The sequence below is a fragment of the Kitasatospora sp. NPDC001132 genome, assembly GCF_053598415.1.
In genome coordinates, this window is record NZ_JBSFKF010000001.1 from 85,828 (window position 1) to 98,823 (window position 12,996).

Below are 12,996 nucleotides of genomic sequence, written 5' to 3' on the forward strand. Positions count from 1 at the left end.
CGCCAACACCAGGCCCGCACCAGCCACTACACGACGAGGCCACAGCCCAGGGGCTGAAGCCTCGTCACCCTAACCGCCGTTGCAGTACTAGGCCGTTCCGAACCACTCCTCGGCGAGGGCGTCCAGCGTTCGCGCCGAGGGATTCAACTCCCGTAGGTACCACGGCAGATCGCTGTACAAGTGGAGCAGGGTGTACGCCATCAGCAGCCGGGGCTCGAAGCGGCGGCCGTAGGCGTCCAGCAGCCGGCCGAGCAGGTGCGGGTCGGCCCGGGTGGTGAAGAGCCCGACGGCGACCAGGTCGTAGGCCGGGTCGCCGATCATCGCGGGCTCGAAGTCGACCAGGCCGGTCAGGCGCCAGCCGTCGGCCGGGTCGGTGAGCAGGTGCTCGCGCATGAACTCGGTGTGCAGCAGGGCGCGTTCGGGGGCGGCGGGGAGCGGGGCGGCGGCGAGGAAGTCCGGGATCTGCTCCAGCCAGTCCTCCGTCAACCCGCGGTCGCGCTGGCGGGCGACCGCGCCCGCCCGTTGGCCGGTCAGGAAGTCCGGCCAGTCACCGGGGCCGAGGGTGTCGGCGAGCGGCCCCGGGTCGAGGGCGTGCAGTGCGGCGAGCGCCTCGCCGCACTCGCGGGCGATCCGCTCGCGGTCGGCCCGCGGGATGCGCGGCCAGGCCGGGGCGAGGCCCTTGCCCGGCAGCCGGGACATCAGGACGTGCCGCCAGCCGTTGACGTACTCGCCGGCCGCGTGGACGGACGGGGTGGGGACGGGCAGTGCGCCGTCCAGCCGCGAGAGCACGCGTTCCTCGACGATGCCGTCCCGGGCACTGGCGGCCGGGAACAGCTTCAGCACGAGCGCGTCGCCGACCGCGTAGACCGGGACGGAGCCCTCCGCGAAGCGTTCCAGGGGTAGGCCCCCGACGCCCAGCCGGGCGCAGAGCGCCTCGGCGCCGGGGCGCATCACCGTCTCGTCAGGGACGACCGCGTCCCACTCCTCGTCCGTCAGCACCAAGGGCAGCACGGGTCCACCGTAGGCAGGCGAACGGGCTTGGCGCAAAGGCCTTTCAGCGCTCTTCCCGGCGGGTCCCGCAGGTCTCCACGTCCGACGGGACCGGCTCGGGACCGGTGTCCGGGTCGCGGGTGAGCGGATAGCGGGCCTCCGGGTCGGCCGCGCCGGCGCGGTCGGCGGCGTTGTATAGGGCGCAGCGGGACAGTGAGAGGCAGCCGATGCAGCCGGTGAGCTTGGCCTTGAGCCGCTGGAGTTCGGCGATCTGCTCGTCGATCCGGTCCTGCCAGGACTCGGCCACCCGGTCCCACTCGGTGCGGCTGGGGGCCGGGCGGTCGGGGAGGCGGTCGAGGGCGACCTTCGCCTCGTCCAGCGAGAGGCCGACCCGCTGGGCGGCGCGGACGAAGGCGATCCGGCGCAGTGTGCCGCGGGTGTAGCGGCGCTGGCCGCCGGTGGTGCGGTGGCGTGGATCAGGCCGAGGCTCTCGTAGTGCAGCGCGGAGGCGGCGAGGCCGCTGCAGTCGGCGAGTTGGCCGATGGTGAGCGGATCGCTGTGGTGAGGTCCGGGGGCGCGGCGGCCGTCTGGGAGGGCGGTCATGGGCACCCATCGCAGCCGCTGCCTCGAGTCGACTTGAAGTTGCACGATCGGGGGCATGACGACGAACCCGACGGCCGAGGCCGGGACCGGCACCCGTTTCGAGGACCTGCCCGCCCTGATGGGCCTGATGACCGGCGACGAGAAGCACGGCCCCGCCGCCACCTCCACCCTGGTCGCGCTCTGGGTGCTCTACGACCGGGTGCTGCGGGTGGCCCCGGAGACCGCCGACGCGCAGGACCGCGACCGCTTCCTGCTCTCCAAGGGCCACGGCCCGATGGCGTACTACGCCGTGCTGGCGGCCAAGGGGGGGGGTAGGCCGTCGGCCAGGGACCGAACTCGGAAGGCATCTTCCGCCACTGGGCGCTGCAGCGGAACCGCCAGGTCACGCCCTCGAACTGCTCCCGAAGCCGCTCGGGGTGCGGTCCGAACCTCCCGATCGGCAGATAGGAATCGATCAACTTCCGCTGCTTGTCCGTCAGTTGCCTGCGCGTCACGACCAACCGTTCTACCGGGCTCTGCTCTCAGGTGAGGGCAGAACCCGAAGACTGATCGCAACCTCACACAGCTAAGGCCGCCGGCCACCTGCGCGCGAACAGCCCCGCGCCCCGGTCCGCGCCCAAGCCCGTCCGGCCCGCCGTCGAGGCCGAACGCCCCTCCCGCGGGGTGGCTGCCCGTCTGCGGTCCGTCCTCGCCCGGCCGTTCCGCACCGGCCCCGACACCGGGCATTCCGCCACCGCGCCCGCCCCAGGCCCTTCCGCCGTCAAGCGGCTCTGACCCCGGAGTTCTCCCCTGCCCTCCCACCACCACCTGCCGACCGCCCTCACCGGGGTCTCCGAGCGAATCCGCAGTGCCCGCAGCAGCCTCGACGCCCTGCATCGGCCCGCCACCCTGGCCACCGCTCCCGCACACATCGAGGCGCTGCGCCACACGCACCTGGACATCGTCCTGCTGGCCGCCGACCTCACTGCGACCCGCGCTGTCGGCGAGACGCCGCATCCGGCCGTCACCGGGCTGGGGAGGATGGGGCGATGGGGAAGGCGAGGGGCTGGTCCAGGCGTCACGTCCGGCGTGTTTGAGGATTCAATTGCATGGTCCACAACTCCCAATCCCTGGCAGGACACTGGCCGGATCCGGACCTAGCGTGGAGGCAGAGGAACCGCAATTCCGAACACCACGCGCAGCGACCAAAGGAGAACCGACCATGGCGCCGCAGGACGACCGGGCCTTCCCCAGCTTCGCCAAGTTCATGGACTCCCTCGCTTCGGCCCGGCACGAGGACTTCGTGCTCCGGGCGGTGGCGGGTACGACCAACGCGGAGGACTTCTCCGCGGCGGCAGAACACGTCAGGAACCTCTACGCAGGTGTCGAGGTCACTCACAGTTTCGTCGACGACAACGGGCAGGTCTTCGACTGTGTCCCGATCGCCAGCCAGCCCGCCCTCAGGGGCGCCTTCAGCGTTCCGCCCGAGCCCCCCGACGCCCCGGACGCGGCCGGGCCACGGGGCGCCGGTCAGGGCACGCCGATCCAGCCGCAGCTGCGGTCCGACCGGCTGGATAAGTTCGGCCACGCCATGTCGTGCCCGCCCGGCACGATCGCGATGCGCCGCGTCACCCTGGAGGAGGTGGCGAGGACCGGCGGCGTGCAGAACTTCCACCGGAAGTATCCGCAGGGGAAAGGCCGCCACCCCCGACTGAGCCCTCCTGAGGCCGCCGCGGGCACCCACAAGTACGCGCACGCCTTCCAGGGGGTCGACAACCTCGGCGGTCACGACTTCATCAACGTCTGGGACCCCAACGTCGGGTCGGAGGTCTTCTCGCTCTCCCAGCACTGGTACGCCGGCGGCTCACCCGTGCAGACCGTCGAGTGCGGCTACCAGGTCTACCCGGGGAAGTACGGCACCACCCAGCCGGTCCTCTTCATCTACTGGACGGCCGACGGTTACCAGAACACCGGGTGTTACAACCTCGACTGCTCGGCGTTCGTCCAGACGAACAGCGCCTGGGCCCTCGGCGGCACGATCTCCCCGGTGAGCGTCTCGGGTGGCCCGCAGTACGAGCTCGAGGTGTCCTACTACCTCTCGGGCGGGAACTGGTGGCTCTACCTGGGCGGCACCCAGGCGAGCAACGCGGTCGGCTACTACCCGGGCTCGCTGTTCGGCAGCGGCCCGCTCGCGACCAACGCCCAGGACATCGACTACGGCGGCGAGGTGGTGAACAACGTGGCGTGGCCGCCGATGGGCAGTGGCGCGTTCGCCGACGCCGGCTGGCAGTTCGCCGCCTACCAGCGCGACATCTACTACTTCGCGACCGACAACACAGCCCAGTCGGCGAAGCTGACCGGCGTCCAGACATCGCCGAACTGCTACACCATCACGGTCGGCAATGCTCCCGATCCGTGGAACGAGTACTTCTTCTTCGGCGGCCCGGGCGGCACTGACTGCACCTGACCCGGCCGTTACCGACGGCGGAGCACCCCTCGCGCTCCGCCGTCCAGGCCTCCCCGCAGTGGGGGAGTGGGAAGTCGGCGGGCCCGACCTCCCACTCCGACCCTTGCGTATCGACTACCCGAGTCGGTGGCGTAGCCAGGTGCACCGCCCTACGGGACGAAGCTTTCGCCCTGGCTTTGTTCACGACTCGTGAAGTCAGATGTTCACGGGTTTGGGAGGCGCCCGCGGACCGGACGACCCGATGTTCACGAGGACGGGAGTCACCCGCCGGCGCTCGGCAGCGCGGTGGTGGCTGCCACCTGCGCCCGTGGCCAGCGCTTTTGTCCTGGGCCCCGAGCGGGCGGTAGTCGGCGTCCTACCGGTCACCAGCGAGGTGCTGCCCGTTCTCGTGAGCATCCGGTTCAGGTGCTGCCTCCCGAACTGCCGTCGAAACGCTGCTCTGCAAAGTGAACAGAGCCGAAGGCGTTCTTCTCCCGGCAGTGGCAGCAGATGCCCGCGGCCCAGTTCATGGCCGTCTTCGGTCCGTATGCGAGCCGGATTCAGCAGGTCCTGGACCGGTTCGACCCTACGGTGGTCGCACTGGCCGCTTCGCACGTCGGCGACCGGGACGACGAACTTCCCCTTCGGCCGGAGGAGTTCACTGCATGACCCATCCCGTTTTCCTTTCTGCCGCTGGTGCGCGGAAGTCGGTTTTCGCCGGCGCCGACATCTGCCGCGAGGCCGGCTTCACACTGTCGGCCGGCGGCAACCACCAAGGGCTGATCACCCCAGGCGACGGCCTGCTCGGCCCGTACTACGGCAACGGCCGGGCCAAGCCGGTCAGTGACCCGATGGGCACCCTCCCCACCCGCGACCGGTTCGCGTTCATCACCCCGAGCGGCGGGTACGACCTCTCGAAGGTCCTGTTCAGGATGCTCCAGCCGCACGAGATCGGCCGCGCGATGTCCTTCGCGGACGACTACATCGCCACATGACCGACCCAGAGAGGGATCACCATGAGCACCACCTCGACCGGCCCCGCTCCGCTCCGCTCCGCCCGCACCGTGCCGCCTCGGCGCACCCGCGCCGCCGCCGCAGGTTCGGCTGGCGCGTGCTCGGGAGGTGTTGGCCGGTCCGCGCCCCCAGGTAGCTGTCAGTCCGAGGTGGTCAGGTACTCGCCCGGCGGGATTCGGCTGATCGTGTCCATGGTGAATGCTCCCACGGCCATGGCGGCCGCTCCGGCGATCGCGCCCAGGGAGGCGAGCGTCGGGCCGTCGTGGTTCGGGATGTCGCCCGTGGACAGGTAGGCCCCGATCAACGTGCCCATCAGGACCCGCTCGATGTTCGGTGCGGCGTCCGGACCCATGCCTCGTGCACTGCCCTGGACGATGCCGGCGATGGTGACGGCCAGTTGACTGGCATCGGGTCGGCCTGCGATCTTGGCCGCCTGGTCCGCCGCCCGGTTCGGTGTCTGGCTGTTCTGGAACACCAGCCGACCGAGCTCGCCGAGTTCCTCGACGTCCTGTTCGGTCAGGCCGGCCATCGCCTGGAGCCGGAGCAGGTGGTAGCGGAATCTGTGGTTGTTCACGTCTTCGACGAAGAACTGGGTCATCAGGCCGAGGGAGTCGTCAGCCTGCGGGAAGTCGGACATGGTGCTGCCCCTCGGGTGCGGCGGCTCGGGCCGGTGCAGGTCATGCCTGCTCCCGGCGCGAGAGCGGGCGGATCGTCCGTCGAAGACACTATGGGCATCCGCCCGGCCCCGCCCGCTTGTCTGAGCCAACCGTGGGCACACCGTCAGGTCCAGCACCCGCCGCGGCTGCCGCCACTGGCCCGCAACGGGGCAGTGGCGGTGTTGCCGACGGTCGAGCACCACTGCACGACGTCCAGCGGGAACCGCAAGCTCGCCGCGGTCGGCACGTTCTACGAGTTTCACGCCCGGGGCGGCATTGAGGTCGCCGGGCTGCGCGGACGCCACCACGGGGAGGACGCGGCGGACGTCCTGGTCGGCGCGGTGAACGCGGTCTCGCTCGCCCTGGGAGCGGAGGCGGCCGTCGCGGGCCAGGCGGACGAGGTCCTGTCCGGTCTCCTCGAAGGCGTCGACCCAGTCGGTGTGTCCGGCGAGCGGTTCGCCGGGGCGGGAGAGTTGGCGGGTGTCGAGGGTCATGAGGCGGCGCATCCTGGTGGTCAGGGCGGTGGCCCGTTCGGGTGCGAGGGGTGGAGGCGTGGGGCGTTCGGCGGCGAACTTGGCCCACACGTCGCCCTGTTCGTACCAGTCGGGGCCGGCGGCGCGGAGCATGGCGGAGACGAGGACGACGAAGGTCTCGGTGCGGCCGAGTGCGGGCGGGTCGGGCTTGGCGGCACGGGCCATGAGGCATCGGCTGTCGGCGTGGAAGAGTCGGTGGGCGATCTCCATGGCCTCGGGGCCGCCGAACGCGTCGGCCTCCGGTTCGTGGACCACGGTGACCCAGCCCGAGACGAGTCCGACGTCGACGAGGGTGTCCAGGAGCGCGGTGGCGACGGGGGCGGGGGCGGCGGCGCGGTAGCGCAGCCGTAGTCCCTTCTTCCGCATGTACCACCAGTCCTCCAGCGCGCCGGAGTTCTGGGCGTGGGTGAGGACGGGGGTCAGGTGGTGGGCGGTGATCTGTTCGACGGCGCCGGGGGCGGCGAAGGTGAGGTTGTGTTGGATCCAGCCGGTGGTCATCGAAGGAGTCCTTGGTCAGGAGGTCAGGAGGTCAGGAGGCAGGCGTCCCAGCTGGTTGCGGGAGCGGTGCCGGTCGCGGGGGCGAGGAGGGCAAGCGCCGTGCCGGCGGCGCCCTCCAGGAGTCCGGGTCCGGCCGTTGCGAGGAGGTGGTGCGCCTGTTCGTCGGGGTCGGTGTGGGGCGGGTGCGCGGTGTCGAGCAGTAGGGAGGCCGCGGAGCGCAGACGGGCCGAGTTGTGCGGGAGGGCATCGGAGGCGGCGCGGTGGGCGATGTGGGCGAGCCCGGCGAAGCCGTGGCAGGCGGACAGGTCGGTGGTCGCGGCGAGCGCCTTCGGGTCCACCAACGCGGCAGCGAGGAAGCTCTCGGCATCGTGGCGCAGACGGGAGTCGTCGAGGGCGCGGGCGGCGAGCTGCTGGGCGCGTGCGACGCCGGCAGTGCCGTAGCACCAGCTCGGCCGCTGCGGGGCCAGTGGCACGCGGGCATCGTCGTCGCCGTCCAGGTGGCCGGGGGTGATCCAGTATGGCCAGGAGTGGCCGTCGCGCCAGTGCTCAAACCAGGCCAGGATGGCGCGGATCGCCTCGCGCTGGCCGTCCACCTCGACACCTCGCCGTAGCGCGCCCGCACCGCCGGGTCGGCGAGGCCCGGGTGCGGAACGTGTCGGGCAGCGGGAGCGGCCGTTTGGTCGACCAGGTCGGCCGGGCAGTCGTACGTGAAGCCCTCGGCGCGCAGGTAGTCGATCGCCCGCGTCACTGCCGCCCGGCGCTCTGCCGGGTCGGTCGTGGCGGAGGGAAGCCGGTGGTGGGTCTGCTGAGCTTGTCGTTTTACCTCCGGTGATCATCTTCTGTTGCGTTCGGACTCTCGCCTGCCTGTTCGCTACTGGTTGGTGCCCAGGGCGAGTCCGACGTCGTAGGTGGGGGCTTGGTGGCGGTTGGGCTGACCGGGTGGGCGTCCTGGGCCGGGTCGGGAGGGTCTCGCAACAGCAGTTGGACAGGGCAAGGTCGTGCGGATGTTGCGGAACCCTCGCCGGACCCGGGCGGGGGTGAGGCGTTCGGAGGGCTGGGGTCGCTCCCAAGGTCGGCGAAGGTCGGAGGACAGGGTTCTGGCGAGGCGGAGCTGGGTGTGGGCGGCCAGGACCAGGTGGGTCCAGCGGTCGGCCGCAGCGGGTTCGCGCAGGCGGGGACGGGTCCGGCCCAGGGTCTGCTTGAGGAAGCGGAAGGTGTGCTCCAGGTCGAAACGCCGCAGGAACGCGTGCCAGGCGGTGTCGGTGTCCGCGACGGAGGGTGTGGGATCGGAGAACCACAGCCAGACCGGCTTCGGGGTGCCGCCGGAGGGCAGGTGGTCGACGTCGAGGCGGATCAAAGTCCCCTCGATGGTTGGGAGTTGGCCCTGATGGTTGCTCCAGGCGGAGCGTCGCCACACGCGGGGGTGCAGACGGTGCCAGACGCGGACGCGGACGGTGCCGTAGCGGCGGGTGGTGTGCTTGCCGTCACTGTCGGGGTCGCGCCAGGTCGCGGGGTCGGCCAGTGCGAACCGGGCTCCGTGACTGCGGGGTTTGCCGCCTTTGGGGCCCACCCGGTAGTCGTCGGGCACGGGGTTGAAGAAGATCCGGTCGGAGCGCATCCGCACCACGATCTGGACAGGCAGGTCCCGCAGGAGGTAGGCCAGGCGCGGGCCGTCGTAGCCGGCGTGCGCCACGACCAGCACCGGCGGGTCGCCGGGCTTCCAGTGCCCGGCGTCGAGGATGCCGTGCAGGACCACTCGCAGTTGGTCGGCCGTGACGGCCGCGGTGTCCGAGCCGGGTCCGAGACGCTTGGCGTCCAGCAGGGCCGTCCACGACGTCGAGCCCGACTCCAGGGCGGCAACGAAGGAGTAGGGCCAACCGGGCACCATCTCGTGCGTGTTCTCACGACGGCCGTAGGTGTGACAGGAGGAACGGCCGTCGCTGGTGTTGGCGTCCGGCCGCAGCCAGGCGGACACGTCGACGGCGAGCACGATCCGTCCACCCGGGCCGCGGGGCACGCTTCGGGCCGCGCTCGCGGCCCGAAGGCGGTCAGCGTCAAGGTCGCCCCGGTTCAAGGCGGCGTAGAGGAAGGCATGCGAACGCCGGTGCTCGGGCGCCAGGGCCAGCTCGACCAGGGCGCGGACCGGACCGTCAGCGCACAGCAGGGCATCCGACAGCTCGAACAGCGCGTCCCCACGGCGGGGCATCGAGGCGTACAAGTCCATTCGAAAGGAGGACAGTTCCGAGATTGCCTGCTGGCGAACGGCTTCAGACCACAATCGATACCGACGGCCTCCGGCTCTGTTGTGCGACTCGACATCACACAGCGTGAGACGGAGGTCGTCGCCCTGTCCGGCAAATCCCCATGTGGGTGACCGGCTCGAACAATCTCGAGTTGATCACCGAAGGTAAAACGACAAGCTAAGCACATGCTCCGCAGCCGGTAGCCCGTTCAGGTTCCTGACGGTGGACGCCCCCGTGCCGGGCGGCGCTCCTTGGACGACCCCGCGATTTGGCGGAATCGGATCGGACAGGATATCACAAGTCACTGGCAGCAGCCGGAACTTGCGGACCGGCAGCCGGCCGGATGCGCCCGTCGAACCAGACGGGGAGGACAACAAGGAGATCTCCATGGATCGAGTTCCGGCGGACCGAGTCGACTACGAAGACGACGGTCTCCACTACCTGGACGGCGCTCCTTTCACCGGAGTCGCGTTCACGGAGAAGGGTGGCGCCCTCAGGTCCGAGGCGACCTACCGGGAGGGTCTGCGGTGGGGGCCGACGAAGGAGTGGTATCCGTCGGGGCAGCCCATGGTGGACTCGGCGTTCGTACGGGGGGCGCTGCATGGACGGGCTCGGGAGTGGCACAGGAACGGGCAGCTCGCGGAGGACGGCGAGTACGAGTACGGCATCGCGCTGTGGGCGAAGCAGTGGGATGAGAACGGTGTCCTCGAGGACGACCACACGCTTACGGAATCCAACTCGGACCATCAGACGCTGCTGCGCTTCCGGGCGCTCTACGGCGGAGCGTCGTGACCGTGACGGAGCTGCCACTCACCCCGACGCACGCCCCGAATGCCGGCCACGACACCCGCCCCTTCGCGCGAGTCGCCGGTTTACGGCGGCTTCATACCCCGGATGTCGGGTCCGATGAAGAACTTCGCGATCAGGACCAGTGCGCACAACTGGGCCAGTACATAGGCGATCTGTGCGGAGAAACCGCGGAGCTGGTAGATCCAGAGCAGCAGTCCGAGGCGGCTGGGCCACAGGCGCCGCTCGGCATGGAAGGTGTCCGCGTCCATGGCGAGGCCGGTGAGGGTCAGCACCAGGAGCATCTGGCAGATGGAGATGGCCCCGTTGCCGAGCGGCTGGTCGGTGATGAGGTTGCCCAGGATCCCCACGCCGATCAGCAGGGTGTAGACGGCGACCAGGCTCAGGGCGCGGGCCGGACCGCGGCGGCCGGGCAACAGGCGCCAGAGCCCTCCCAGGACCAGGCCCGCGCCTGCCGCGGCGAGCTCCAAGGTCAGGAACAGCCTGACCATGTTGGGTGCCCCGAAGGAGTCCTGCGCGGTGTACATCCATTGAGCCTCCTCCGCCCGGTAGGAGAACCAGACGATGACGAGAGTGCCCGGAAGGCCGAAGGCGGCCGCCAACAGGGAAGCCCGGCGGGCGTTCTCCCACCACCTGGCGTGTGGGCCCCAGCTCAGGGCGACGTCCGTGATCGTGTACTGGCCGGGTAGCCAGGTCCGTGCCGTGCCAGCGGTTCCGGTCGGCGTTCGCCAGCGGTGCAGCGCGCTCAGCTCCCGTTCCATCGCGTGCCGTTCCTTCTCCGCCGCCTGTCGGCTCGCGGCCCCCTCGATCTTCCCCATGTCATGGAGCTCGTCGGTCAGCTCCCGGTAGCGGCGGGCACGCATGATGAGGCTTTCGCGGCTCGCCTCCGTGATCGCTTCGCCCAGCGTCGGAGTGTCCCCCCTTCCCTCGAGGTGATGGGCCAGGACCGCCCACCGCTTCCCGACCGCCAACAGGGCGTAGAGCCCGACGATGTCCAGGACGAGCCAGAAGACAGCCACGGCCTGGCTGCCTGCGAATGAGTTCTGGCGGTAGGCGACCACGGCGCCGAAGAACACGACGAGCAGGAGGCGGTCCAGCCTGGTGGGATACGCGCGCGGCACGGGGAACGCCAAATCCCTGGCCCGTAGCAGGGCCACGATGGCGATGCCGGTCAGCACCCAGGTCGAGGAAGCGCACCACGAGGGGATCTGGATCGCGTAGGACACCAGACGCTCGCTCAGGAAGGACCGGTGCAGCCAGCCGTACTCCGGCACCGCGCGGTTGCTCAGCCAGCTGGCCCGCTCCCACCCGCGGGCCTGGGTCCACCACTGCCAGCCCAGCAGAAGGAGGGTGACCACGGCGAGTCCCGATCCGACCCGGCGCAGTCGCCAGGGTGACGCCTGTGGCCGGATCAGCCCGCCCTCACACGCGAGCCGCCAGATCCACAGCGCCAGGCCCGTCAGCCACAGCCACAGGAGCGCCGCGGTCATGGCCACCAGTGGGACGAAGCCGTGGACGGGCCCGGTCCCGGAGAGGGAGAGCTTCTGGGGAAGACCGAACAGGGACGGCCAGGTGGCCACCAGGCCGCCGGCCGCCGCCACCAGCGAGGCGGCCAGCAGCACCGACCTCCTCGGACGGGCGGTGGCCGTCAACGCCCAGCCGACCAGAATCCCGGTCAGGACCATCCAATGTTGCTCGAGGAACGCGTACTGCGGCAGCAGGAACGTCAGGATGATGACGGCGCTGACCACACCCCACTGCAGCAGGGCCGTGCTGCTGCAGATCTCCAGCCCGGTGGCCACGGAGTCCACCCCCGTGGCCTCGGCATGGGCCGGCCGGCGGCGGGCTCGTAGAGCGGCCACCGCGACGACGGCGGAAATGACCAGCCACCAGGCGGCCTGCCCGATCTTGTTGCTGACGAGAAACGGTGCGATTTTGCCGCTCACCGCCGCCCACGCGCGTTGCCACGGGGGAGCCACCTGAACCGTCAGCAAGGGGCTCGCCCCCTGAGGCCGGCCGAGGTCGGCCCACATCATCCTCCCCTGGCCGGCGGTCGAGGGTTCGGGCACCACGCGGAGTGCCTCCAGGCCGCCCAGATCGACCACGACCGAGTTCCAGCGGGCCCCTGCCAGAGCCGTCGGCGGAACGAGGGACAGCTCCCACTTGGGGCGCTGCACATCGACGTCCCACGGCCCGACGCGGAACGTGCCGCCGTGGTCGAACCAGAAGGTCGTCTTGTACTCGACCTTGACCGAGTCAGGCTCGATGCTCACCGCCGGGTTGGACGAGCGCCACTCGTATTGGCGCAGGTACTGCTTCGGGGGCCGCCCCGACTCCTGGCCGTCGCGCAGGAGACAGCGCATCGCGTCGCGGTAGGCAACGGAACTCTTCTGCAGCAGCAGACCGTCGGCGTACGCCCAGGACCTGGGTACGCGGACGGTCATGGTTCCCTGGGCCTCGGCCGTGTTGTGGGCGTGGTTGGCGAGCGTGAGATCGACGTCCACCTGGGCCGCGGTCAACTGCTCCGCATGGCAGCTGCTCGCGGACGGGGAATCCGCTCGGGCGGCGGACTGTCCGCCCCAGAAGATCAGGAGAACCAGCAACGGCACGGCGCACAGTCGCCACCGGTACACCACGGTGCTGCGGGGTCTCGGGTCGCGACCGTGCGACGGCGGCGAGGTGTTCGTGTCCACCTCGCCGCCGTCCTCGTTCTTCAACGCGGTGTGCTCCCGCTTCCCGGGCACCCGCTGATCGGGCTGCACTGCAGGATCACCTGGTAGGCGTGGCTCTCGGCCTCGCCACTGCCGCGCCCGTTCTTCACGAACCGCCACTGCGAGGGCTTGGTGTGACCGGTCGCGTCCGCCTTGTCGACCCGGATCTGGAGCGTGCGTGCCGCGAGGTCGTGGGTCTCGACCAGGACCTCGTCGCTCGCGACGGGAAAGTGTTCGTGCAGCAGGCACAGGCCGAAACGGTCGAGATTCCCGTGCTTTTCCAGTACGTCCACGAGATCGCGCACGAACTGTCTGTCCTGTGGACCCAGTCCCCTGGCTTCTTCGAACTTCGGAAGTGGCTGCCCGGGAGTGGTCGTCGGATTTCCCATGAAGTGCTCCTCAATGTCGTCTGAGTGGCTTTCGGAATCCTAGGTGGGGCGATAAACAGCGGCAAGCCAACACCCCGGTGGGATGGCCGGCACCCCCGGGCCGCCGCTCCTGGTAACGCTCGGCGAC

At 70.3% G+C, this 12,996-nt stretch carries 10 protein-coding genes and 2 pseudogenes; 4 read left to right on the forward strand and 8 right to left on the reverse strand.

Translation table 11 applies throughout. From position 1 onward, the window contains the following. Positions 1-87: 87 nt before the first annotated feature. Both ACWDBE_RS00365 and soxR read right to left on the reverse strand, forming a co-directional pair. Positions 88-1,011 (reverse strand): phosphotransferase family protein, encoded by a 924-nt coding sequence (locus ACWDBE_RS00365; RefSeq protein WP_449791411.1) that lies wholly within the window; start codon positions 1,009-1,011, stop codon positions 88-90. Between the two features lie 43 nt (positions 1,012-1,054). Continuing rightward, entirely contained in the window at positions 1,055-1,603 is a 549-nt protein-coding gene (gene soxR / locus ACWDBE_RS00370; RefSeq protein ID WP_449791424.1) for a redox-sensitive transcriptional activator SoxR, read from the reverse strand. A 45-nt stretch (positions 1,604-1,648) separates the two neighbouring features. On the opposite strand from soxR, the pseudogene ACWDBE_RS00375 reads away from it, so the two are divergent. Next, a pseudogene (locus tag ACWDBE_RS00375) lies at positions 1,649-1,900 on the forward strand (transketolase); the annotation flags it as partial. Between the two features lie 4 nt (positions 1,901-1,904). Here ACWDBE_RS00375 and ACWDBE_RS00380 read toward each other — a convergent pair. Beyond that, positions 1,905-2,087, reverse strand: a pseudogene (locus ACWDBE_RS00380) (transposase); the annotation flags it as partial. 707 nt (positions 2,088-2,794) lie between these two features. On the opposite strand from ACWDBE_RS00380, the gene ACWDBE_RS00385 reads away from it, so the two are divergent. After that, on the forward strand, positions 2,795-4,039 hold the full coding sequence (locus ACWDBE_RS00385; protein ID WP_449791412.1) for a neprosin family prolyl endopeptidase: 1,245 nt from the start codon (positions 2,795-2,797) through the stop codon (positions 4,037-4,039). A 644-nt stretch (positions 4,040-4,683) separates the two neighbouring features. Further along, the gene (locus ACWDBE_RS00390) at positions 4,684-5,013 is read left to right on the forward strand and encodes a hypothetical protein (RefSeq protein WP_449791413.1); all 330 of its coding nucleotides are present in this window, start codon (positions 4,684-4,686) and stop codon (positions 5,011-5,013) included. A 158-nt stretch (positions 5,014-5,171) separates the two neighbouring features. Here the strand turns inward: ACWDBE_RS00390 and ACWDBE_RS00395 are convergent, their stop codons facing one another. Genes ACWDBE_RS00395 through ACWDBE_RS00405 form a run of 3 tightly spaced genes read right to left on the reverse strand, consistent with a single transcriptional unit; the run spans position 5,172 to position 8,943 of the window. After that, a complete protein-coding gene (locus tag ACWDBE_RS00395; protein WP_449806633.1) occupies positions 5,172-6,719 on the reverse strand; it encodes a thiopeptide-type bacteriocin biosynthesis protein in 1,548 nt (515 codons plus the stop codon). 23 nt (positions 6,720-6,742) lie between these two features. Beyond that, positions 6,743-7,555: a lanthionine synthetase LanC family protein gene (locus tag ACWDBE_RS00400; protein WP_449806634.1), complete on the reverse strand. Its 813-nt coding sequence runs from the start codon at positions 7,553-7,555 to the stop codon at positions 6,743-6,745. Positions 7,556-7,590: 35 nt separating this feature from the next. Continuing rightward, positions 7,591-8,943 (reverse strand): NF041680 family putative transposase, encoded by a 1,353-nt coding sequence (locus ACWDBE_RS00405; protein ID WP_449806635.1) that lies wholly within the window; start codon positions 8,941-8,943, stop codon positions 7,591-7,593. A gap of 406 nt (positions 8,944-9,349) precedes the next feature. On the opposite strand from ACWDBE_RS00405, the gene ACWDBE_RS00410 reads away from it, so the two are divergent. Beyond that, the gene (locus ACWDBE_RS00410; protein ID WP_449806636.1) at positions 9,350-9,754 is read left to right on the forward strand and encodes a toxin-antitoxin system YwqK family antitoxin; all 405 of its coding nucleotides are present in this window, start codon (positions 9,350-9,352) and stop codon (positions 9,752-9,754) included. Between the two features lie 80 nt (positions 9,755-9,834). On the opposite strand, the gene ACWDBE_RS00415 is transcribed toward ACWDBE_RS00410, so the two are convergent. Together ACWDBE_RS00415 and ACWDBE_RS00420 are read right to left on the reverse strand one after the other, a co-directional pair. Continuing rightward, complete coding sequence (locus ACWDBE_RS00415; protein WP_449806637.1) at positions 9,835-12,486, reverse strand: DUF6185 family protein; 2,652 nt, start codon at positions 12,484-12,486, stop codon at positions 9,835-9,837. Then, positions 12,483-12,785, reverse strand: a complete 303-nt coding sequence (locus ACWDBE_RS00420; RefSeq protein ID WP_449806638.1) for a hypothetical protein — start codon at positions 12,783-12,785, stop codon at positions 12,483-12,485. The genes ACWDBE_RS00415 and ACWDBE_RS00420 overlap by 4 nt, the downstream gene beginning before the upstream one ends. Between the last annotated feature and the right edge of the window lie 211 nt (positions 12,786-12,996).